This is a genomic window from Mediterraneibacter sp. 210702-DFI.3.120 (assembly GCF_020561005.1).
Lineage (GTDB): Bacteria > Bacillota > Clostridia > Lachnospirales > Lachnospiraceae > Mediterraneibacter > Mediterraneibacter faecis.
Genome location: NZ_JAJCNG010000018.1, coordinates 26,844 through 50,482 on the forward strand (window position 1 = coordinate 26,844; position 23,639 = coordinate 50,482).

The 23,639-nt window shown below is 40.9% G+C and carries 19 protein-coding genes and 1 pseudogene; 2 read left to right on the forward strand and 18 right to left on the reverse strand.

Annotated features, from left to right (window positions below):
• Positions 1–150 precede the first annotated feature (150 nt).
• The 17 genes and pseudogenes from LI162_RS10375 to LI162_RS10455 form a co-directional block, all read right to left on the reverse strand.
• A complete protein-coding gene (locus tag LI162_RS10375; RefSeq protein ID WP_055166663.1) occupies positions 151–1,470 on the reverse strand; it encodes a sensor histidine kinase in 1,320 nt (439 codons plus the stop codon).
• A 24-nt stretch (positions 1,471–1,494) separates the two neighbouring features.
• Entirely contained in the window at positions 1,495–2,169 is a 675-nt protein-coding gene (locus LI162_RS10380) for a winged helix-turn-helix domain-containing protein (RefSeq protein ID WP_227156539.1), read from the reverse strand.
• A gap of 16 nt (positions 2,170–2,185) precedes the next feature.
• Complete coding sequence (phoU, locus tag LI162_RS10385; RefSeq protein WP_020435883.1) at positions 2,186–2,848, reverse strand: phosphate signaling complex protein PhoU; 663 nt, start codon at positions 2,846–2,848, stop codon at positions 2,186–2,188.
• 3 nt (positions 2,849–2,851) lie between these two features.
• Positions 2,852–3,622 (reverse strand): phosphate ABC transporter ATP-binding protein PstB, encoded by a 771-nt coding sequence (gene pstB, locus LI162_RS10390; protein ID WP_015529353.1) that lies wholly within the window; start codon positions 3,620–3,622, stop codon positions 2,852–2,854.
• An 86-nt stretch (positions 3,623–3,708) separates the two neighbouring features.
• A complete protein-coding gene (gene pstA, locus LI162_RS10395; protein ID WP_015529352.1) occupies positions 3,709–4,578 on the reverse strand; it encodes a phosphate ABC transporter permease PstA in 870 nt (289 codons plus the stop codon).
• Positions 4,579–4,592: 14 nt separating this feature from the next.
• A complete protein-coding gene (gene pstC / locus LI162_RS10400) occupies positions 4,593–5,492 on the reverse strand; it encodes a phosphate ABC transporter permease subunit PstC (RefSeq protein WP_020435884.1) in 900 nt (299 codons plus the stop codon).
• Between the two features lie 87 nt (positions 5,493–5,579).
• Entirely contained in the window at positions 5,580–6,494 is a 915-nt protein-coding gene (locus LI162_RS10405) for a phosphate ABC transporter substrate-binding protein (RefSeq protein ID WP_055172917.1), read from the reverse strand.
• A 427-nt stretch (positions 6,495–6,921) separates the two neighbouring features.
• Entirely contained in the window at positions 6,922–7,356 is a 435-nt protein-coding gene (locus LI162_RS10410; RefSeq protein WP_015529348.1) for a VanZ family protein, read from the reverse strand.
• A 142-nt stretch (positions 7,357–7,498) separates the two neighbouring features.
• Positions 7,499–10,546, reverse strand: coding sequence for a fucose pyrophosphorylase domain-containing protein (locus tag LI162_RS10415; protein ID WP_226866182.1), 3,048 nt, complete (start codon positions 10,544–10,546; stop codon positions 7,499–7,501).
• Positions 10,547–10,779: 233 nt separating this feature from the next.
• Positions 10,780–11,811, reverse strand: a complete 1,032-nt coding sequence (locus tag LI162_RS10420) for an LCP family protein (protein WP_226866181.1) — start codon at positions 11,809–11,811, stop codon at positions 10,780–10,782.
• A gap of 290 nt (positions 11,812–12,101) precedes the next feature.
• Positions 12,102–12,995, reverse strand: a complete 894-nt coding sequence (locus tag LI162_RS10425) for a phosphatidylserine decarboxylase (protein WP_117499064.1) — start codon at positions 12,993–12,995, stop codon at positions 12,102–12,104.
• 11 nt (positions 12,996–13,006) lie between these two features.
• On the reverse strand, positions 13,007–13,630 hold the full coding sequence (locus LI162_RS10430; RefSeq protein WP_020435889.1) for a CDP-alcohol phosphatidyltransferase family protein: 624 nt from the start codon (positions 13,628–13,630) through the stop codon (positions 13,007–13,009).
• A 48-nt stretch (positions 13,631–13,678) separates the two neighbouring features.
• Positions 13,679–14,713, reverse strand: a complete 1,035-nt coding sequence (locus LI162_RS10435) for a lysylphosphatidylglycerol synthase transmembrane domain-containing protein (RefSeq protein ID WP_227156541.1) — start codon at positions 14,711–14,713, stop codon at positions 13,679–13,681.
• Positions 14,703–15,410: a phosphatase PAP2 family protein gene (locus tag LI162_RS10440; RefSeq protein WP_227156543.1), complete on the reverse strand. Its 708-nt coding sequence runs from the start codon at positions 15,408–15,410 to the stop codon at positions 14,703–14,705. The genes LI162_RS10435 and LI162_RS10440 overlap by 11 nt, the downstream gene beginning before the upstream one ends.
• 172 nt (positions 15,411–15,582) lie before the next feature.
• Entirely contained in the window at positions 15,583–16,482 is a 900-nt protein-coding gene (era, locus tag LI162_RS10445) for a GTPase Era (protein ID WP_015529342.1), read from the reverse strand.
• A 23-nt stretch (positions 16,483–16,505) separates the two neighbouring features.
• Positions 16,506–19,430, reverse strand: coding sequence for an insulinase family protein (locus tag LI162_RS10450; protein WP_227156545.1), 2,925 nt, complete (start codon positions 19,428–19,430; stop codon positions 16,506–16,508).
• Between the two features lie 225 nt (positions 19,431–19,655).
• A pseudogene (locus LI162_RS10455) lies at positions 19,656–19,838 on the reverse strand (AAA family ATPase); the annotation flags it as partial.
• Positions 19,839–20,189: 351 nt separating this feature from the next.
• Here LI162_RS10455 and LI162_RS10460 point away from each other — a divergent pair.
• Positions 20,190–21,341, forward strand: a complete 1,152-nt coding sequence (locus LI162_RS10460; protein ID WP_227156547.1) for a double-cubane-cluster-containing anaerobic reductase — start codon at positions 20,190–20,192, stop codon at positions 21,339–21,341.
• A 192-nt stretch (positions 21,342–21,533) separates the two neighbouring features.
• On the forward strand, positions 21,534–22,310 hold the full coding sequence (locus LI162_RS10465) for an acyl-CoA dehydratase activase (RefSeq protein ID WP_054753777.1): 777 nt from the start codon (positions 21,534–21,536) through the stop codon (positions 22,308–22,310).
• 224 nt (positions 22,311–22,534) lie between these two features.
• Here LI162_RS10465 and LI162_RS10470 read toward each other — a convergent pair whose 3' ends face one another.
• Entirely contained in the window at positions 22,535–23,581 is a 1,047-nt protein-coding gene (locus LI162_RS10470) for a helix-turn-helix domain-containing protein (protein WP_055157972.1), read from the reverse strand.
• Positions 23,582–23,639: the final 58 nt, after the last annotated feature.

The window sequence follows — 23,639 nt, forward strand, 5'->3', positions numbered from 1 at the left end:
CACGTGAGTGAACAGTAACGTAAAATCAGCCGCAGGGGATATTTTCCACTTGTTATATCTATCCTAGCACAACCTCTTGTTTGATTCAAGCAAAAACGCAGAAGAAAAGGAAGGTTTTCTTCCTCTTCTCCTGCGTAAAACAGCACTATTTTATTTCTCAGGAAATATAATCTCCATTCTTGTTCCTTTTCCGTACTCACTATCCACCTGAACTTTCGCCCCATGCAGAATTGCTCCATGCTTCACGATCGACAGTCCAAGTCCTGTTCCCCCCCGTTCTTTCGAATGGCTCTTATCAACTCTGTAGAATCGTTCAAAGATTCTATCCTGATGTTCTTTTGGAATTCCGATCCCTGTATCACTCACGCGGACTTTCGGTCCTTCCAGTGTATTTCCTACCCAAATGGTTACATTTCCATTTTCTTTATTATACTTTACAGCATTTTCTGTAATGTTATAGATCATTTCATCCAGAATCTGACGGATTCCATGTATTTTCACAGATTCTCCTGTCAGTTCCATATGAATATTCCGCTGAGCCGCTGTAAGAGAAAGACGACTGACAATTTCTCTCGTCAGTTCAAATAAATCTACATCTTCTTTCTCAAGCTCAACAGATTCGTCATCTAGCTTTGATATTTTAATAATATCTTCAATCAATGTCAAAAGCCGACGTGCCTCCTTATAAATTGTCTCAGAAAATCTCGGAATATCCTCCGGACGCACGAGTCCATTCATCATGATCTCTGCATATCCGGAAATCGAAGTGAGCGGAGTTTTCAGCTCATGGGATACATTTGCAGAGAATTCTTTACGCATATTGGCCACAGCTTCTTTTTCTTTATTCTGCTTATCCATAGCTTTCAAAAGCGGGGTCATCTCCTCATATACAACATTATCCAATGGGTTTTCCAAATCCAAATGAATTACAGGTTCCATCAGTCTGTTTGTCTGCCATTTTGCAAGAAACCAGGCAAGTACAAGTCCAATGATTCCAATCCCTATAACCACCGGCAAAATATTTAATGAAGTCCACATCAGACTATCCATTGATTTTGAAACACGGAGAACGTTCCCATCATCCAGAAGAACCGCATAATAATACAATTCTTTGCTTACGGTATCTGACATACGGATCTTCTCGCCTGTTCCATTCTTCAAAGCCTGCTGTACTTCGGCTCTGGTCTTATGATTCTCCATCGTACTTCCATCATTTCTGGAATCATACAGAACATCTCCCGTAGATGCGATCAGCGTCACTCGCGTTCCCTGATCCACATCATCCAGCTGTGCAAGATACTCTGTTCCTGACAGATCGACTGCCCGTTTGATATACGCTGCTTCCTGTTTGATCTCACCCTCAAGGATCTTCAGGTTCCGCTGATACACAACAACAGACATGATCAGATATATCGGAACTAAAATTGCAATCAGTATAAACATCATGCTTTTCTGAATTCGTTTTCTCACTTTCTCATATCCTCCAGACTTGTATTACGCTTCTCCACCGATCCGATATCCAACACCACGAACTGTCTTAACCAGACTGCCCTGCTCACCTAACTTCTGGCGGAGTGTCCGGATATGAACATCAACCGTTCTTGTCTCGCCGTCAAAATCATAGCCCCAGATCTCTGTCAGAAGCTGGTCTCTTGTCAGCACGATTCCCTGATTACGCATCAGTTTTTCAAGAAGTTCAAACTCTTTCAATGTCAACACGACATTCTCACCGTCTACTTTCACTTCATGCTTCTTCGTATCTAAGCTGATTTCACCGACAGTAAGTTTCGTCTTATCCTGCTGTTTTCCACTTCTTCTTAATACCGCTTTGATTCTGGAGATCAGCTCCATCATACCGAATGGTTTTGTCACGTAATCATCCGCCCCTGAATCAAGTCCTACTACTTTATCATACTCTGAACCTTTCGCTGTCACCATGATCACAGGGATATCCTTTGTCTTTGATGAATTTTTCAGTTTCTTAAGAATCTCAAGTCCATCTTCCCCTGGAAGCATAATATCAAGCAAAACAAGCTCTGGCGTGTCAAACGCCAAAGCCTCCATAAATGCTGTCCCGTCTGCGAATCCTCTGGCTTCCAGTCCGGTTGTCTCCAGAGTGTAGATTACAAGTTCGCGAATGTTATCGTCATCTTCTACACAAAAAATCATATATTTCTTTCTCCTTCTAATGCATTACAGCACTATCCTTATGCACTCCGGTAATTGCAAATTCTACCCACTCGGCAATATTTGTCGCATGGTCTCCGATTCGCTCAAGATACTTTGTAACCATGATAAAATCAAAGAGTTTTCTTCCATCACGGCCATCACCCTCACGGATCAGCTGGATGATCTGATCCCGGATCTCATCAAAATAATCATCAATCTCATCATCATCATTCATGACTGTACGTGCAAGCTCCAGATCTTTCTCAACATATGCTGTTACACTGTTGCGAACCATCTTGCTTACGCCTGTTGCCATCGCTGTCAGCTTGTCAAGATTCTCATCCATCTTCTCCCACTTGGATGAAATGATGATCTCTGCGATATCAGAAGTCTGATCTCCGATTCGCTCCATATCTGTGATCATCTTAAGTGCTGCTGAGATTCTTCTGAGGTCTCTTGCGACCGGCTGCTGCTGGAGCAGAAGCTTCAGACAAAGTCTCTCGATATCTTTTTCAATCTGATCGATCTCTTCATCTTCTTTGATCACAATCTTAGCCTGTTCCGTGTTACCTTCCTTTAATGCCTGAGTTACCTTTGCAATTGCTGTTTCACACAACTCACCCATATGTGTAAGCTGTGTATCCAAAAGATGCAGCTGCATATCATATCTGTTACGCATAAATCAACCAAACCTCCCTGTGATGTAATCCTCTGTTCTCTTATCTTCAGGAATGGAGAACAATTTCTCAGTGTCATTATACTCAATCACTTCTCCTAAGAGGAAAAATGCTGTGTTATCCGATACACGGACTGCCTGCTGCATATTATGCGTTACCATAACGATAGTATAATCTTTTTTCAGCTCCATCGCAAGGTCTTCAATCTTAGATGTTGAGATTGGATCCAGTGCGGATGTCGGCTCATCCATCAGAATTACTTCCGGCTCAACTGCCAGTGTTCTCGCAATACAAAGTCTCTGCTGCTGTCCACCGGAAAGTCCGAGTGCACTTTTATTCAGACGGTCTTTGAGTTCATCCCAGATTGCTGCCTGACGAAGACTTCTCTCTACGATCTCATCCAGCTGAGATTTTTTCTTAATTCCGGCGATTCTTGGTCCATAAGCTACATTATCATACACACTCTTTGGAAATGGGTTTGGCTGCTGGAATACCATTCCAACACGATGACGCAGTGTGATCTCATCCATTTCCTTAAAAATGTCTTTGCCATCCAACAGCACATTTCCGTCAATCTTACAGTTTTCCACCAAGTCATTCATACGGTTCAGTGTCTTCAGAAATGTAGATTTTCCACATCCGGAAGGTCCGATAAATGCAGTGATCTTATTCGCCTCGATCTTCATATTCACATCTTTGAGTGCATGGAAGTCTCCATAATGAAGATTCAGATGGCTGATATCAAATTTATAATCATTTGCTTTTTTTGCTTCCATTTTTATTAATTATCCTTTCCACATGCCAGTCAATAAAATGATTGACATAGAAATTATCAGTTGGCTTCCTCTTTCATTTTCTGTCTTTAGTTTCCCGAATTCTTCTTATTAATGTGTCGGCTCAATGCATTTGCGCCAATGCTGAACAGCAGAACAAGAATCATCAGGATTGCTGCTGACAGGTTTGCAAGATTCGGATCCTGTCCATTGATCTGAAGTCCCCAGATCTGCAATGACAATGTCTCTGCCGGACGGAAAATATTCAGCGGGCAGGTTGGGGATGTCAGATTCCAGTTGTTCCAGCGCAGATCTGTTCCTGATCCTGTTGTATACAGAAGTGCTGCCGCCTCACCAAATCCTCTTCCTGCTGCCAGGATGACACCTGTCATGATTCTTGGGATACACGCCGGGATCAACACATGATAAATGGACTGCCATCTTGTTGCTCCAAGTCCAAGACTTGCCTGCAGGTAATGTCCCGGCAGACCATTGATCGCGTCCTCTGTCGTTGTTGTGATAACTGGGATCGCCAGAATGGAAACTGATAATGCTCCTGCGAGAAGACTTTTTCCAAGTCCGAAAAACACAAGAAATACCAGATATCCAAACAATCCAACAACAATGGACGGAAGCGAAGAAAGTGTCTCAATACAGATTCTTAGAAATTTTGTAAGAAATCCTTTCTTCGCATACATTGCCAGATAGATTCCGGCTGTCACTCCAAGCGGAATGGAGAATAACAACGAAATAAATACCAGATAAATTGTATTGAACAACTGGTTTCCGATGCTTCCTTTTCTCGCAAAGGCAAACATCTCCGGTGTTGCTCCTGTAAATCCTTTGATAATTACATAAGATGCAAATCCAATCAATAATGTAAAGAAGAACACTGCGATCAGATAAAACACGCCGGTCATTATTTGATTTATTCCACGCGCACGTTGTACTCGATTCATCTATTTGCTCCCCCTTACTCTTTGTCTTTCTTCGGTCTTGAAAAATAATGGATCAGCAGGATGAATAACAGAGATAATAAGAACAATAACAATGCCATTGTCCAGAGTGCTGTCTTCATCTCACCGCCCTCCGTTGCATTTCCCATCTGTGCTGCGATTTCTGTAGTCAAACTCTTTGTTGTGGAGAATAATCCCTTTGGAAGAGCTGTTGTCTGTCCAATTACCATTGCAACCGCAAGTGCCTCACCGAATGCTCTCGCAAGTCCGAGAATAATTCCTGAAAGAATTCCTGAACCTGCTGCCGGAATGACAACTTTATAAATGGACTGCCATCTTGTAGAACCCAGTCCGTAGGCTGCCATACGGTAATCTTTTGGCACAGAATGAATGGAATCTGCTGCCACATTACTGATGGTTGGGAAGATCATCAGTGCCAAAACAATCCCTGCCGCAAGAACTGAATGTCCAACTTGTAAATGAAATACTTTCTTAATTGCCGGAATCAGGACTGTAAGTCCAACCCATCCATAAACAACTGATGGAATTCCTGCGAAAATTTCAACGATTGGTCTGTAAAACTTTTCTCCGAATTTCGGCGCGATCTCAATCATAAAGATTGCAGAACCTACTGCAAATGGAGTCGCGATCAGAAGTGCCAGACCACATGTACATAGAGAACCCACGATAAAGATCAATGCTCCGACAGTTCCACCCCCCTGTGCATTATCTTCCGGGTTCCAGTCTGTCGATCCTAAGAATTCAAATATGGAATGACCAAATATCGTAAATGTACCGGATCCCTTATATATAAGAAAGGCTCCGATACAGATTGTGATGGCAATAACAAGCAAACCGCCCGCTGTCATCAGTCCTCTCCATGCATACTCTTTTGTAAACATGTTTTGTTTCTTCATATTTTCACCTTTTATCAGTGAAATGTACTGCTGTTCTGAATTTTCTCGGAACACACAGTACATTTCATAGCTTTTCACTTTATGCTATTAGTGCTCTGTTGCAGTCATCTTAGATGCAACACCATAACCAAGTTTCTCCATCTGAGCGCCATATTCATCACCTGTAATATAATCAAGGAATGCTTTTGTCACTTCATTTGGTTCACCCTTTGTGTACATATGCTCGAATGTCCATACAGGATATTTTCCGCTGTAAGTATTCTCAAGTGTTGGCTCAACATCATCAATTGCTACTGTCTCAACACCTGCATCTCCTGTCAGATAAGAAAGTGCTACATAACCGATTGCTCCGTTTGTACTCTTTACATTTGTAAGAAGAACTCCGGAATCATCTGTTTCCATGGATGTGTTAGAAGCTTCTTCGTTTCCGTCCAGTGCATATTTCTGGAATGTTGCTCTTGTTCCTGAAGACTCAGGACGTGTTACAAGAACGATATCCTCATCCGGTCCTCCAACATCTTTCCAGTTTGTTGTCTTTCCTGTGAAGATGGAGATCAACTGCTCTTTTGTAAGACTCTTAACACCTGCTTCTGCAACATCTTTGTTTACGATCGGTGCCATAGTTACAACACATACCTGATGATCTACAAGCTCTTTTGCTGCTGTCTCATCCAGTTTATCTTCTGCTGCCACATCAGAGTTACCGATATCTACAGTTCCTTCTGATACCTGCTTCAGTCCTTCTCCTGAACCGCCTGCATCAATTGTGATAGATACATCCGGATGATCATTTAGAAACGAATCTGCTGCATCATCAGCAAGTGGTTTCAGTGCTGATGAACCGGCTGCTGTGATTGTTCCGCTTAATGAGCTGTCACTGCTCTCTGTATTTGTATCTGCTGCATTATCTGAAGTTTCGTTTGATGAACTTCCACATCCAACTGCCATTGTTGCTGTCATACCTGCTACTGTAAGTAATGCAATAAACTTTTTCATTTTCATGTCAATTATCTCCTTTACATTTCATACACATTTCTAATCCCACTGCATTTTCTTTTTTTTATTTTCTGCAGTCATTTATGCTTCCCTCAAGCACAGTACATATGTTACGTAAGAAATGTAAAGTCTGAAATCAACCAAATGTTAAGTTTATGTAAAACAACAACGGGTGTTTTTCGGATTTGTGCAGATCCTAAACGGAGTATTTTTTGTATATCAGGAAAATACTTTCCTGATATACAAAAAAAGAGAGGCCTCTCAACCTCTCTCACAAATCATCTCTTTATCTGAAGCAAACACATAAGGACTACGCCCAGAATCAGACCACCGAGAAAACAGACAATATATCCAAGAACCACCTTTCGATTTCCCCTTTCACCGCTTGTCTTCCTGATGTCATTATATGAAGCTTTCTGCGAAAATATTCCTTCTAATCTTCAAGTGTTCCCCTTGCCCAACGAATCAGCCATAGAATACTCCAGGTCAGCAACACTCCCATGATCACACCGACAATATTGATTCCTGCTTCATCCCACTGACAGTGTCTTCCTACGATCAGAACCTTGTGTGCCTCATCTGCAATTGCCAGGATCGTACAAAGTCCGAATACCGCACACGCCGCTTTCCAGGCTTTCATCACATTCTTCATTGCCAGAACCAATAATCCTGATTCTATGAAATAAACGATAAAGTGTGCCCATTTTCTCAGATACATATGCACATAATCCACACTGTCCTGTGGAAAAAAGTGCTGTTGGATCCATTCTGCCATCGGCAGACTGGTTGCCGCTGTCTGTGGTCCATTCTGGCTTGACAAAACCAGAAGAAGGATCAGCCAAATGATTGCCGGCAAAAATGAGATCATCGTCAATTTCCTGTTCTTCGCTCTATTCGTTTTCTTATTGCTCTTCAAAAATCTACTCCTAACTGATATACTGCTTTCTTTTTCGCTCATTATACCATGTAGAAATTCTTTGTCAAATTTCATTTCTTGTCTTACTTATACGTTAAACAAGTAATTCGCAATCCCATACATCTACGCCACTGTCCTGGAACACGCCATGCAGACGTTCATGCAGCTGCTCCTTTGTCACATCTTTCTTTAGAATCACCTGAATGAATCCGCCTCCACCGGCTCCTGATATAAACTTCCCATCGATCAGGTCTTCACATACAAGAAGGATCTGATCGATACAGGTATTGGTTGTACCGGCATCCAACATACAGGATAATTTCCAATGTTGGTTTAAAAGCTCAGCAAATTCGTCAATATCTCCCTGCTCCAGTGCAAAACGCATTAACACGGCGACTGCCTTCATCTCCTTTAATGCCTTCAATGATTCTGGTCTGCTTCCGATATAGCCACCAACCACATCACGCAGCAAATTTCTTGCGAGACGCCTCTGACCAGTATAAATCAATGCGAAACGTTCTTTCAGTTCTTTCTTTCCCTCTTCCGGCATTTCTATCTTCTCTACAACAAGATTCTGAGCAATCCCCGGTTTTGTTGAGATCAGTTTAATTCCTTCTGTCAGTCCGCCAACCTGATCCTGCCATCCTCCTCCGGTACTCATGATCTGCTCCATACCAAGGACAACATCATAGATCTCTGCATCTGTACGCTCCTGACCAAGAAATTCAAAGATTCCCTTTACGCACGCTCCTGATAAGATACTGCTTGTTCCAAGTCCTGATCCTTTCGGTACTCCATAAACCTGGGTAGAAAGATAGATTCCTCCTCCCATCCGCTTTAAAATCTCCTGAAGATCTGCTTCTTCCCTGACCGGGATAATTCCACAGGCGATCAAAGCTGCTTTATGCAGTGCAAATGAATCATATGGATTATGACAATCCTGGATCTCAGCTGCACTGTCTACAGTTGTATAGACTCCGATATCCTTACTTTCAAATTCCACATGAAGCTCATCTAATCTCTTCACCGTGATCTGTACCGGATAAATTCCTCTTAATTTCATTGCAGCATTAAGAACTACTCCACCCTTTTCATTACAATGTGGTGGTGTATCCGTCCAGCCTCCGCCCCAGTTCACGCGAACCGGAAGGGCGATATCAACCTGATCTTTTACAATTCTATATCCTGCACTATCCGGAAGTTTCTTCTCTGCTTCTTCATAAATTACCTCCTGGATTGTTCCAAAACAGTCATTCTCAAGTGCATCATAATGCAGATCATCATAAATCGTTCTTGTCTTTTTCATATAACAGGAGACTGCATGATAGATTCGAATCTTCAATGAGAAATCTGCTTCTGCCGCATCTTCCATCAGTAACTTAAAGATTTCTTTCGATATTCCACGCTTTCCAAATATCTTGAGTGCATCCGCATAATACATTCCCTGCTCCAGTTTTCTGATGAAACACCTTGCAAGAATACGGTTTTCAAGAAACCTCTCCTGATCACAGGATGCCTCAATATCTGCTGCATTAAAACTGGAATAGAGGCTCATACGTTCAGTCTCACGCCATCTGGAAATCTCTTCTTTTGTTGCAGTACCATGTGCCATCTTGTAAATGATTTCAGCCATATCAAGTGCATCTTCCCAGTCATCACACACCGGATAAAGATCTGCAAACCACAGATAGGTCTCTTCTCCTTTCCAGAGTTCTTCTTTCGTCACTTTATTCTGAGCCATAAACTGATTCAATGTCGTGCCGAGAAATGAAACCTCTCCCGGATATTTTCCTTTCGGATTATCTGGTACACCATAAATCCTAATTACTTTTTTCCCACCTGTCAGTTCAATTCCGTGCATAACAATCTGTTCTGGAATCTTCCGGTCCATAATGCGCACATGGGAAAGAACGGTTCCGTCGCCGACCTCAGAATTACCAAGAATATAACAATTCTCCAGATATGCTTCTTTTCCTATCTTTGCACGGCTTCCTACATAAGCATTATGCGCTGCAAATCCTTCTTTTTGCACCGCTGAATTCACCTGCATCTTCCAATCCAGGAACTCGTAATCCTGCACATTTTTTGTTACAAGGCTTCTCAATTCCCTTGTTGTCCCGAAATGAATAAATTCCGCCGGTGACAGACACAACAGCTTCATTGAGAAATGATGGATCGCATTCCAGATCTGTGTCCTGCATTCATGCAGTGCCTCATTGAGCTGTCCTTCTGCTGCCTCTTTATAGAAATCTTCTAATGTAGAATCATTTGCAAGCGGATATAAAAAATCCCCATAAAAGCTGATCCTTGCTTCTTCATTACAAAACTGCCTGAATTTCTTCTCGTCTACTTTGCCCCCTGTTGAAATCAGACGGAACAGTGCCTGCAACAGTGCGCTGCCAAACAATACCGCACCTGTATCAAGATCTACATTTCCTGCTTTATTAACAGCTCCCATCTCTCGCAGACGCTCTTCCGTCTGTTTATGAAGAAAGCACTTTACATAATCATGTCCGTCATTCAGAAATACGCCATGATTTTTTCCTGTAGCTACCGGCTCTTTAATGGAAATTGCTGCTGCTCCGTCAAACTGCGCATCAATCTGGAGTGGATTAAACAGAAGCAATACATCACCTGACAAAACAAGCATTCCCTCCTGGATTCTGGATGGAACTCCTGACATTCCCACAATAAACTCATCAAATAAAGTGGAACTTCTTCCATCCGGCAATTCTCTTGGAACCGGTGAGAAAAGCTTGCCGATTGCAGAATACTGCGGCACTCTCTTGCTGTCACCACCTGAATGAATCACAAGAATTCTACGATTCTTAAAAGGATTCTCTCTCTCCGGTTCCTGTTCTGCAATATAACGCATCACCTGAAATGTAGCTCCTCCTGATCCCACACGTTTTCCCTCCGGATCCGGAAGAACCGCATACGTTGTCTCTTCCGGAAGAAGACCTTTTTCCAGACGGTTCTCGATCTGATTCCGATAAGCCGTTGCCTGTGCTTCATTTGATGCTGTCAATATAATATAATCCCATTTGATAAAGCTTTTTTTCTTTAAACTTCTTTCATAATCTTCCCAGGAATCCAGATAGGACTGACGCAGGAAGAGATTATTCATCTTCTCGTATTTCATTTCTTACCCCTTATCTACCTTTTTCTTATCTTAGTTAAACGTTCAAATAACATCCAATGCTAGGATAACACACATTTTATAAAATTGAAAGTAATTGCAACCCGAGTAGATGTTTTTCTATATCAGAACAGTAACCAGAACGTGACTTTTTCATATACAAAAAAGAGCTGTAAAAAACGAGATTATCCTCTATTTCTCACAACTCTTTTCAAAAATCGGTTTAACTCCAGCTCTTACTGCTGTGTAAAATCATTATTCGCTGTCGGCGCTACTGCGCTTTCCTGAGCACTGATCGACTGAACTGTCTCAGAAGGTGTATACGTTTCTGTCGGATACAAAAATGTATGCATCTGTGTACTCATGTCATTCAGTGTAACCGGAACTTCATAGAACACACCATCAATCTTACCGGAATAGAATACCTTTGGAAATGCATCCATTGCTTCCACCTTGTATTCTGTGATTGTACTTAAAAGACGAAGCACTTCGCTCTCTAAATAGTTTGTATTAATTTTATCAAGCATGCTCTTGGCAATATCGATCTTTTTCGCTTTGTCAAGCTCCTGTGCTTTTGAGAAAATCTTAAAGAGAACTGTTCTCTGTCTTTCACTTCTCTTATAATCTCCTCCTTCTGTATAACGGATACGGCTAAATGCAACCGCCTGTGTTCCGTCTAATGTATAAGTACCGGCTTCTGTAATGTGTGCAGAAGATGTTCCTCGGATTCCATTAAGTTCATCAATATAACCGTTGATATACTTTGTTTCTTCTTCTGTAATGTCCTGCTCGATTCCACCCATATCATCAACCAGTTCTGCAACATTCATAAAGTTAACTGTAATATATTTCTGAATATCCAGATCAAAGTTTGTATTTAATGTATCCATTGCAAGCTCCGGTCCTCCGAAAGAGTGTGCATGTGTGATCTTATCCAGACCATGACCTTCAATCTGTACATAACAATCTCTATAGACAGAAGCAATATACACTTTTTTATTTGTATTATCTACATTTACCACCATCAGGGAGTCTGATCTTGTTCCCTTACCAAGATTATTTTCCCTGGAGTCAACTCCAAAAATAGCAAATGTCTCCTGATTAACTTCCGGCTCTTCTTCTACTTCTTCCGGCTCTTCTTCCTCTTGTACTACCTGCTTTGTCTCTTTCTTTGGCTCTTCCTTTTCTTTCTTCTTTCCACAACCGGAAAAAGAAGCAACTGCAAGTGCAACAATCAAAAGAACTGCAAGTATTCTTCTCTTTTTCACCTGAATTTTCCTCCCTCTCTCTGTCTTATCTCCATATTGATACGAAAAAGTTTCTCGTTACTGTTCACACGATGTGCGACCAGCAACGCATCTCGCCATTTTAAATCGCCTTTGGCGATGAGGCGAGATGCATTCAAGCCAAAACATGCCTCCTCCGTGTCAATCAGCGGAGTGATTGACACGGGAGTGAACAGTAACAGTTTCTCTGCATATTTGCAAAAAATGGCTATGTTTCTTTAACAAACACAGCCATTTTAGCACACTTTATTTTAGAAAGCTATAGAAAATCCTCAGTTCTCGCCCGAAAACGGTTCTTTCTGACATTTTTCACCAATTTTCTCCCCCATCTTTATCAATGTCTCTGCACCGGTTGCACTGTTTCTCACCAGATCTTCATCCGTCTGCACTTTTCCCGGCTCTGTCAAAAGAACGACTGTAGACCCGCCAAACTCGAACATTCCTTTTTCTTCTCCCCGGTGTACAACAGATACTTTCTTTTTATGATTCTTAATCCGTCCAACCATAAGAGCACCGACTTCCATCTGCAAAACGGTTCCCAGTTCTTCTGTCTGTACAAGACAATATTCCCTTGTATTCATCTTGTAAATCGGAGCATAGTCATTTGCCACCGGATTTACTGTATGGAATACTCCTCTGATCTTTCGCTGTGCAGATTTCACACCATCTGCCACATAACAATATCTGTGGTAGTCATCTACCGTGAGACGGATTATATAAGCTGTTCCACCTTCATAGCGTTTCGCAAGCTTTTCATCCTTCAGAAGACTACGGACTGTATACTGTGTCTGTTTGATAAGAAAAAGTCCATCCCTTTGAATCGGACAAACTGTCACTTTCCCGTCACAAGGACTGATCAGCACTTCTTTTCTTCCGTCAATCGGACGTTCCTCCACTAAAATCTTACGCGTAAAAAAGTCATTATAAGAAGAATAATGTTTCTTTTCATAGATTGACAGATCAATCTGATTCTTTCTGACAAACGATGGAATCAACAGCCTGGACACTCTGCTGTCCAGCACTTTTCCGCCAAGTCGGGATACCCCGGATCCAAGCAATGGTTTCAACATCATTCTTGTCAATGTATGTCCATAGATATATTCCAGGAATCTGTCCTGCCCTGTTGTTTTCTCCATCCTGTTTCCGTTTCTGTCTGCATAAATCATAATCTCTCCTCTTACATGAATCTTCGTCTCAATGTCCAGACTACTGCAACCGCTACTACTCCGACTAATGCAGAAAGTGTCTTATTCCCCGGCTTTTTTAATTTGAAATCCATAACAAACAGAAGTCCTACAAGAAGAACCATCGCATGCAGTGCAATTCTGAAATCACAGTGCAAAAATGGGCGAAGCACAACAAGAATCGGTAATGCGATCGACATGGATGTGATCGGCAATCCCTGATAACACTTTCTGTTCTCTGTTGTCTCATCCTGTCGGCACTCTTCTGTTACATTAAACCATGCCAGACGGATCAATCCTGCCAACACATAAAACATAAGAATAAGAACACCGACAATCCCATTCATTCCCATACAATAACAGATGATCGCCGGTCCAACTCCAAAACAGACAATGTCGCACAGTGAATCAATCTGGATTCCAAAACGTTTCTCTATTTCTGTTCTATCCTTCTTTGTTCTTGCAATCTTCCCATCAAACATATCACACAGACCAGACAATGCAAGACACAATACTGCAAGATCCAGATGTCCATTCAATGACAGCATCATCCCACCAATTGAAATCCACAGACTGATATATGTAAGTATAACTGTGTAATCATAAACACCTAACATTTTATTTCCCCCTTGCTTTTATTCTTATCAGAATAACCATCCTTTTATTTATGCTTTCTTCCTTAAGTTTCTTCCTATTGTAAAATTCGCCACGATCGTAAAAATTGCACTGATCAATAATTCTGTATAATATCCAAGTCCTCTGCTTAAGATCATTCCCGGGATCAAAAGTGCACTTCCAAAAACTGGTTCAAAAATCATCGAAAACAGTTTTTCACTGATTCCCATCCCCCCCGGCAGTGGCAGCATATCCACAGAAACGGAAATCACAGACTGCAGAAGAATAATCACGAATGCATTCGTTCCGGACAGTCCAAATGCCTTATATACAAACCAGGTTGCTGTAAACAGTGCGAACCTCTGAAATAATGTGATTGCAAATACATTGACCAGTACCATTATATGATCTTTCAGATAAACCGCTGTTGTATGATACTGATCCATCGATGCATTCAGTTTCTCAATTCTTGTACTTTTATATCGCATCAGATGCATTTTTTCCAGCAGTTCCATCCCTTTTACAAGAATAGAACGCGCAAGCACCGGATGAAATACAAGGAGCAGCATAGAAGCCACACAAAATACATTTAGGCCTGTTCCAAGATAAAAAATATGACGGATATTATACATATGTGTTCTGATGAATCCCCTGCCGAAGATCATAAGTCCAAGACCGATCACAACGAGAACCATCTTATAGGTAATCGTGACAATCATCAATACAAGCGTTGATACCGGGATTGAAATTTTCTCTTTCTTCATATAATAAATCTGCGCCGGCTGTCCTCCTGTTGCGGATGGTGTGATACAACTGAAAAAGAATCCTACAGAGGAAAACAAGAAACATTTCCATTTCTTTAGATGAATACCAAGCGTATGCATCATATAAAATATAATAATTGACTCTCCCCAGATAAAGATAATCACACAGGCAACACCCGGAAGCAACCAGTATAAATTCACTGTTTTCAGAATTTCTGCAATCTCACTTAAATCCTCCCCATGGAATACTCCATAGATTGTTGCCGCAAAGACAAGAAAGAGAAAAAGTACATTAAATATCATTTTCTTTTTATTTTCCATTTTCTCCTCCTGCTTTACGAACCAGATTTCTGTAAATTTTCCATCCGTTTGTCCGGCAGCCCACAAACCAGGTCAGCTCCGCTACCGCAACTCCACCGATCACATCCACAATTACATGCTGTTTTGTTACAAGCGTAGAAATAAAGACCAACACTGCAATCATTACAGATACGATCTTATACCACACCGGTACTTTTTTATCTCCCCTGATTCCAATACAACAGAACCAGCTTGCCATACAATGGATTGATGGAAATAAATTCACCGGTTCATCAATCTGATATAAAAAGCGCATGCCCTGAACAAAAATTCCGTTTCCTACAAGTTCTGGTCTTACATTTGTTGTCGGATAAAACACAAAAAACAGAAAACAAATGATTCTTGCATACAAATCAGCCGTAAAGAATCTGTATTTTATCTCTTCCTCCCGCAATGATACAAGCAGATAATTAATCACCCAGAAACTGTAACATCCAAAATAAACAAGAATAAATGCCGGGATCAATGGGATCTTTGTATCTAATGCAAGTGACAGGTTATGGTACTCCCTTGTATCTGTCAATCTCGGTGCTCCCCAGTAGACAGCTGAATTCACCAGAAAAACAATTACCGGCGGGAGTAAGATTTCTATTATTCTCTTTCTGTCCAAATCCCCTGTCCTTTGTCTCACTTCTTGTTTTCTCCATTCTTTTCCCATTTTATGATGTAACCAGATTGCTCCATTGCTATGTACTTACATCATTTTATCCCACTTTTTCATAATAACAATAGGCTTTGGCATTTATTAAAGAAAAAAGTGCCATTCTTTAAGGAACAGCACTTTTTTCTTTAGAATTTCTTCAGAATTTACCGCAAATGCATTTCAGGGCTTACATCTCGTCTTCCCTGTATCCAAAATTTTTCATCATATAATCGCTGTCTCTCCAGTTCTTCTGAACCTTTACCCACAGCTTCAAATTTACTTTGCAATCCAGCAGACGCTCGATCTCAAATCTTGCAGTACTTCCGATTTTTTTCAGCATACTTCCCTGCTTTCCGATGATGATCCCTTTATGGGAATCTCTCTCGCAGATGATTGTAGCATCAATATGACACACTTTGTGGTTCATCTTCATCTGATCGATTGCTACTGCGATTCCATGAGGGATCTCCTCATTCAAGCTGTGCAATGCTTTCTCGCGGATAATCTCTGCCACGATCTGGCGCTCCGGCTGGTCTGTGATTGTATCTTCATCATAGAACTGCGGTCCGTATGGAAGATATTTCATAATTACATTCACAAGCTCATCCGTATTATCGCCTCTTCTTGCAGATACCGGAACGATTTCTGCAAAATCACATTCCTTGCGATATGCATCAATAAAAGTAAGAACCTCTTCCTTCTTCACCATATCAACTTTATTGATAACAAGAATAACCGGTGTCTTTACCTTCTTTAACTGCTCAATAATATGCTTCTCACCTGCACCGATAAATGTAGATGGCTCTACAAGCCAAAGTACAACATCCACTTCATTCAAAGAACGTTCTGCAATATTCACCATATACTCACCAAGTTTATTCTTTGCTTTGTGAATTCCCGGTGTATCTACGAACACAATCTGACCTTCCTCTGTTGTCAGAACAGTCTGGATACGGTTTCTTGTTGTCTGTGGTTTATTTGATGTGATTGCAATCTTCTGTCCGATCAGACGATTCATCAAAGTAGATTTTCCAACATTTGGTCTTCCGATCAGTGTGACAAATCCTGATTTAAAATTATCCTGCATACTTTTTCCTTTCTTTTTCCATCTTAAAGCGTCTTTATTTCAAGGAACATCTCTTTCTGCTCCTCAATCTTCTCTTCACTTCCGATCACGCAAAGTTCATGTGCATCAAGTAATGCTTGAAGTACATCGGCAAGTGCACGGATGTCTGACTGCTGTGCATCAAGGATCTGATCTCTCTCTTCCCTGATCATCTCAGCAGATACATGGTTCATATAAAGATTCATTGATCTGCTTCCCTTTGCTGCCGGATTCATCGGACGATCAATATTACTGATCGTTCCGATAATAAACTTGTTCATGTCTCTGTCATCTACATTAAAGTTCTTCAGATAATCCACAACTCCTTCGTAGATTTCCATTGTCTTCTCCAGATTCGGGTCACGGTAAGATACCAGATATCCCTCTCCAATACGATTGAAGCTGCTCATGCATCCGTAAGCTCCGCCCTTCACACGGACATTCTGCCACAGATAATCATAGCTCAAGATGACTTTCAGAATCTGAAGTGCTCCTGTATACTCAACACCACGGTCGATAAAGTTACCTGTTCTTGCAACATACTGAACTTTTGAAGATGTCTTGAATCCCTCGTTGCGTTTCACACAATGAATTTCACACGGTATCTCTGCTTCCTTTTCCTCTGTGTGAAGTGTGTCTGCAATCTTTGCAAATGCTTCTTCCATCGGTGCAAGACCATCCGCTGATGAAGTATAACTGATGATCAGATTATCCTTGCGGAAAATCTGCTGTGCAATCTGTCTTAAGTTTTCAATCAGTTCTGCTTTCTTCTCCTCAAAGTTTTCCTCCAGTTCCTTTACAACCTCATAGTAACCGATTCCATCTGTATCATCTTTGAACTTCGCCATCGGTGAAGTATAAGACAGGGAACGAAGGGCTGCTGTTGTGTGTCCGGATGACAGGAAGGACATCTGCAGTCTGGATTTCAACATTGCTAAGATTTCTTTCAGACGCTTCTCATCCCCAAGATCAGATTCCATCAGAATCTCACGCATCATAGAAAACAGAACATCCATCTTCGGATACAGTGCTTTACCTTTGATTTCAAATGTCGCACGGAATTCTTTCTCCTTTACCTTTGTTACGTCTGTGTAAAGCTCCAGAGAAGTTCCGATTCCTCCTGTGTGTACATTGATCTCATTAAACAGTTCACTGTATTCATAATTCTTTGTATTAATAATTCCAAGCACACTCTGCAGAATGCTAATATATGGAAGTTTCTCTTCCGGAATACCGGACAGGTCAAACAAAAGCGCTGTGTATCCAATTCCATTCGTCTCAACTTCATGGTGTACCAGCTTCACTCCGCTTGTCTCAAGCTCTTTATTATAAATCGGTGCGATCTCTCTGGAAATATCTTCGCGCCCGAGTACAGGAATCTTCGCCAAATCTTCCGGTGCCGACTCTTCTTCCTGATATTCTTCCAACTCTTTCGTTGCTTTCACAAGTGCATCAATTTCTTCTTTTGACAAACTGTCTTTGTATGCCTGGAGCTTATCTGCAAGTTCCTTATCCATTCTTGCAGTACGTCCGCGCTCCGGCTTAATGATCACGATAGAACCATGTGTGTTATCAAGAAGATATTTCTGGATCAGTTCTTCAAAGTATCCTGTCTCCACCTGTTCCTTCAAGAATTCAAATGTCGGAATCGCCTGCATATGAATAAATGGTTTTGTCTCATCATAAAGCCAGCTGTCAAACAACTGCAGTCCATACATCAGTCCACGCGGATAATTTCCGAAATCAGCCTCGCGGAAACGGAATTCATGATAGTTGATTCCTGCGCGAAGTGCTTTCTTATTGATTCCATTTTTCACAATATCTTTCAATGTATCTTCAATTACACGAACGAATTCTTCCTTCTGCTCTACATTCGCATTCTTAGAAATCACAGAGAAAATCGGCTGATAAACTCCGTTGTCATAAGATCCTGAGATATCCTTGCCGACCCCTGCATCGAGAAGTGCTTTCTTCAGCGGTGCGCCCGGTGCGGACAGAAGTGCGTAATCCAGAATCTCAAATGCCAGATACAGTTTCTCATCCAGTGTAGTACCGATCACTTTATTATAAGAAAGATAGGTGTTATCCTCCTCACTCTCTTCACTTGCGATGGAATACTCCTGAACGACTTCCTTCATCTCTGTAAATGGCTTCTGCAGATGAATCTCTGAATCCACCGGTTCATTCTCAAAATCTGACAAATACTTCTCGTCAAGCCATCTTAATTTCTCTTCCATATTCATATCACCATACAGATAAATATAGCTGTTAGATGGATGATAATACTTTCTATGGAAATCTAAAAATTGCTCATAAGTAAGTTCCGGAATTACCTCCGGGTCTCCACCGGACTCTACGGAATACGTATTATCCGGGAACAGAGAGTTCAGAACCACGCGGTCAAGTACGCCTTCCGGAGAAGAGAATGCTCCTTTCATCTCGTTGTATACAACACCGCTGATTGTCAACTCTCCATCTGGATTATCCAGCTTATAGCTCCAACCTTCCTGGCGGAATGTCTTGTCATTCTGATAAATATTTGGATAAAATACTGCATCCATATAGACATGCATCAGATTCTGAAAATCCTTGTCATTGCAGCTTGCCACCGGATATACTGTCTTGTCCGGATAAGTCATCGCATTCAAAAATGTATTCAGAGAACCTTTCACAAGCTCAACAAACGGATCCTTCACCGGAAATTCTTTCGATCCGCACAGAACAGAATGTTCCATAATATGTGGAACTCCTGTACTGTCTGACGGTGGTGTACGGAATCCAATTGTAAACACCTTGTTCTCATCATCATTTTCCATAAGAAGCACTCGTGCTCCGCTTTTCTTATGCTTCAGAAGTGTCCCCTTTGACTTCAGATCAGATAAATCTTCTGTCTGGAGCACTTCATATGCATTCAAATCATATATACTCATTCTTTTTCTCCTTGGTTTTTGTTCTTATAAATATCAAATTTTTCAAAGATTGACTATTCTTTAGTATATCCGATTTCACTGGTAAATACAAGGAAAGCCAGTGGAAAGAAAACTTTTTAAAATCTTTTTGTTACTATAACAAAAGGATGAATCCCCTAAAATCTTCATCCCTTTATTTTACCTTTATTCTTCTGTTCCTATCAAAACCTTTTTTCCACGAAATGCAAATCCGCTTTCTCTGTTCGATGTAATTCTATATTTTTCGGCTAAATCCACGATCAGTCCAAGAACAAATCCGTGGTAGAATCTCTCCGGTTCCTGTTCTTCGGATGGCTTATTCCCGGTATCAAAACTGCTAAAGGTCTGAAGTGCAACCTGATTCATAAACTGATTCATATAATCCAGATCCTTTCCGCATGTTATTATCACATTACTTTCCCTATTGTATCATATTTTTCCGCTTAAACAAAGAGTAGGGTTTGTAATAACATTTGGCACTTAATGATATATGTAAATTATAACCCGCATTTCCGACTGTAGTTTCTTCTCCTTTTTCACTTATAGGTTTCATCTATATATATTCATTTCATATACACATTATCTATTGGAAAACTTCATTCAAAAACGATAAAATTTATCTATAAAGACTTTGGTTATGAGTGTATTATTCCCATCGTTTGTTTTTTTAGAAAGCATACGTTTAATAAAATAATCTCTCTACAACAGCCATCCACAAAACCAACAATAAGGAGAACGATTATGGAAATTATTAAAGATTTACCGGAAGTATTTGAAGAATTCGCAGAGCAGCGTCAGAAATCATTTCTCGCTGTAAAACAGTTAAAAGACAAAGGAATCCCTGTGGTTGGATCCTACTGTACTTATTTTCCAAAGGAGATTGCCATGGCAATGGGCGCTGTAACCGTCAGCCTCTGTTCTACATCTGATGAGACGATCCCTGCTGCTGAGAAGGATCTGCCACGTAACTTATGTCCACTGATCAAATCCAGTTATGGATTTGCAAAGACAGACAAATGTCCTTTCTTCTACTTCTCAGACGTTGTTGTCGGAGAGACAACCTGTGACGGAAAGAAGAAAATGTATGAATATATGGGTGAATTCAAAGATGTCTTCATCATGGAACTGCCACAGTCCCAGCGGGCTGAAGTTCTTGATCTCTGGAAAGCTGAGATTCTCCGCTTCAAAGAATATCTTGAAGAAAAATTCGAGGTAACGATCACTGAAGAGCAGGTTCGTGAAGCAGTTAAGCTTGAAAATAAAGTCCGCACATCCTTGAAGAATCTTTACGGAGTTATGAGACATGATCCTGCTCCGATCAAAGGGCATGACCTTTTCCGCGTTCTGTATGGAAGTGGATTCAAGCTCGACCGTACACTGATTGCCGACGAAGTTGACGCACTGACAGCCAAGATTGAGAAAGAATATGCAGAAGGAAAACGTGAGGATAAGAAACCGAGAATCCTGATCACCGGATGTCCGATCGGCGGTGCAACAGAGAAGGTCATCGACGCAGTCGAAAATAACGGTGGAATCGTTGTTACATTTGAAAACTGCTCCGGTGCAAAATCCATCGATCGTCTCATCGACGAAGATGCTGAAGACATTTACCAGGCAATCGCAGAGCGTTATCTCTCAATCGGATGTTCTGTTATGACTCCAAACCCGAACCGTCTGGAACTTCTCGGAAGACTGATCGACGAGTACAAAGTAGACGGAGTCCTTGAGATGACTCTTCAGGCATGCCACACATATAACGTAGAGACTCTTTCCATCCGCCGCTTTGTAAACGAGGAAAAAGGAATTCCATACGTGAATGTTGAGACAGATTATTCCCAGACTGATGTCGGACAGCTGAATACACGTATTGCAGCCTTTATCGAAATGTTATAATCTGGTAACTGTTCAGAGCCAAGCAAAATTTCAAAAAACAGCTATAAAATGCTTGCATTTTTAAGAATGTTTTTGAAATTTTATTTGGCGGATACGCCACACCGACGAAATGCGTAGCATTTTGGAGGTTGGCTCTGAACAATCGGCTGTTCTCGTGTGAGAGCCGACTGTTTTTATAAAGGAGCTTTTATTATGAACTATATTGGAATTGACATCGGTTCAACCTGTGCGAAGACAGTTGTTTTGAACGAAAAGAAAGAACTTATCCTGGAATTCGTTCAGCCAACCGGATGGAGCAGCGTAGATACAGCCGAGGAAATCCGTCAAAAACTGGAGTTTGCCGGAATCAATCTTTCTAATGAATCTTCCCACTGTGTAGCAACCGGTTACGGACGTATCTCTGTTCCTTATGCCGATAAGACTGTTACAGAGATCACCTGTCATGCACTTGGTGCCGTACATTTATTTCAGCATCCTGACCTGACCGTAATTGACATCGGTGGCCAGGATACGAAGATCATCCAGATTGAACAGGGATTCGTAAAAGATTTTATCATGAATGATAAATGTGCCGCCGGAACCGGACGTTTTCTTGAAGTGATGGCCAACACACTTTCCCTTCGCCCAAATGAAATGTTTGATCTGGCACGCCTGGGTTCTGACACAACGATCAGCTCTATGTGTACTGTATTCGCAGAATCTGAGGTCATCGGACTGATCGGTAAAGGCGAGCCAAAAGAAAATATTGCTTATGCAGTAGTAAATTCCACCATTCGTAAAGTTGCCGCCCAGGTCAGCCGGATGAATGGTGAAATGTTCACATTCTGCCTGACCGGAGGTCTGTGTGAATGTGATTACATCCGTGAGGCTTTATCAAAAGAACTTGGAAAAGATGTTTTTTCCTGCCCGGATGCCCGTTACGCCGGTGCGATCGGTGCTGCACTTAGTGCGATGAAGGTACGAAGATAAATATCCACAAAAAGCACTTCTCAGATTAACTCCTAAGAAGTGCTTTTATACGTCTTCTGTTTGACTTAACTGTTTATGAACATTACGTCCACCATACATAATTCGCACTACGTATACTATTCCCGTTTCATTTCTGCTTCAACTTCATCTGCTGAATACACTCTGCCTGTTCTTTTACTTCAGGTTCGACACGTGCAAATACATTTGCTGTTCTTGCTTTCCATTTAGTGAAACTGCGATTTTCTATATTCTCTCGGAGTCATTCCATAATTTTTTTGAAAAAGTCTGTAAAATTGTGTCCTATTGCTAAATCCAATCCGTTCCATAATTTCCGCCACTGTAAGGTCAGAATCCAAAAGAAGTTCCCCCGCCTTTTCCATTGTAAATTTCGTACTATATTCATACAGAGACAACCCTGTATATTTTTCAACCGTTTTATAAAGATAATCCCCTGAATAACTGAACTTTTTCTCCAAATCCTTTCTACGTACCTGTCCATCTTTTTCTCGAATGTAACTGCTTATCTGATCAAACAGTTCCCTTTCAGATGTATTTCCAAAAGCAACCGGCGTATTCGTATAGGCTTCTTTATCAAACAATGCAGATAACATTTCAATCATTGCTCCTGCAATCTGAAAATTTGATTTTGGCGTTCTCTCCTGCAGGCCTAGTGCAATTTTGTCAAAACAATCATGCACTACTTTTGTCTCTTTCATCGGAATAAAATCGATATAAGCCCGTTGTGATGCCTCTTCTTTATCCAGTTCATGTAAAAAGAACTTCCTTACCATTTCATATTCCGGTGTGAGTTTCCCGGTAAAAACACTTGGAAATTGTAGTAAATTCAAAATATATTCTTGTGTAAACTCCAGGAAAATCACTCTGCAATACTCATCGAATTCCTCCAGATGGCGAATATTCATATTCATCAGACAGCAACTTCCTTTCGGATAAAGATGTATGGTATTCTCAATATTCTGATATAACCTTCCATCCGCAACATACATCAACTCATAGAAATTATGTCTGTGCATACTTTTTCCTTCAAGAATTTTGTCCGATTCCTTCTTGTCCATGCAAAAATATCCTACATCCTTCGGTCCTATAAATGTAAGCACCTCTCTTCCTTCTTCTTTTTCCGGATAATAGGAATCTAAAATAAAAGAAAGACTGTCTTCTGTAAAATGATTTTCTCCAAAACCTTTTTCATACGCCTTCATTTCTTTAATTAAATCCTGATGCATCATAAGACGCGTAGATTGAAAATACATCGTTTATTCCTCTTTCTGATAAAAATCAGTTTTCGTCTTTTTATAGTTATCATTCCTG

Coding starts and splice junctions, on each gene's coding strand:
- LI162_RS10380 (WP_227156539.1), bottom strand. CDS start 2,169: ATGATTTTTTGTGTAGAAGATGACGATAACATTCGCGAACTTGTAATC.
- pstA (WP_015529352.1), bottom strand. CDS start 4,578: ATGAATCGAGTACAACGTGCGCGTGGAATAAATCAAATAATGACCGGC.
- LI162_RS10405 (WP_055172917.1), bottom strand. CDS start 6,494: ATGAAAATGAAAAAGTTTATTGCATTACTTACAGTAGCAGGTATGACA.
- LI162_RS10470 (WP_055157972.1), bottom strand. CDS start 23,581: ATGTATTTTCAATCTACGCGTCTTATGATGCATCAGGATTTAATTAAA.
- LI162_RS10415 (WP_226866182.1), bottom strand. CDS start 10,546: ATGAAATACGAGAAGATGAATAATCTCTTCCTGCGTCAGTCCTATCTG.
- era (WP_015529342.1), bottom strand. CDS start 16,482: ATGCAGGATAATTTTAAATCAGGATTTGTCACACTGATCGGAAGACCA.
- LI162_RS10430 (WP_020435889.1), bottom strand. CDS start 13,630: ATGTTAGGTGTTTATGATTACACAGTTATACTTACATATATCAGTCTG.
- LI162_RS10465 (WP_054753777.1), top strand. CDS start 21,534: ATGAACTATATTGGAATTGACATCGGTTCAACCTGTGCGAAGACAGTT.
- pstC (WP_020435884.1), bottom strand. CDS start 5,492: ATGAAGAAACAAAACATGTTTACAAAAGAGTATGCATGGAGAGGACTG.
- LI162_RS10410 (WP_015529348.1), bottom strand. CDS start 7,356: ATGATCTCATTTTTGCCGGCAATCATTTGGCTGATCCTTCTTCTGGTT.
- LI162_RS10460 (WP_227156547.1), top strand. CDS start 20,190: ATGGAAATTATTAAAGATTTACCGGAAGTATTTGAAGAATTCGCAGAG.
- phoU (WP_020435883.1), bottom strand. CDS start 2,848: ATGCGTAACAGATATGATATGCAGCTGCATCTTTTGGATACACAGCTT.
- LI162_RS10435 (WP_227156541.1), bottom strand. CDS start 14,713: ATGGAAAATAAAAAGAAAATGATATTTAATGTACTTTTTCTCTTTCTT.
- LI162_RS10440 (WP_227156543.1), bottom strand. CDS start 15,410: ATGGGAAAAGAATGGAGAAAACAAGAAGTGAGACAAAGGACAGGGGAT.
- pstB (WP_015529353.1), bottom strand. CDS start 3,622: ATGGAAGCAAAAAAAGCAAATGATTATAAATTTGATATCAGCCATCTG.
- LI162_RS10450 (WP_227156545.1), bottom strand. CDS start 19,430: ATGAGTATATATGATTTGAATGCATATGAAGTGCTCCAGACAGAAGAT.
- LI162_RS10425 (WP_117499064.1), bottom strand. CDS start 12,995: ATGATTTATGCAGACAGAAACGGAAACAGGATGGAGAAAACAACAGGG.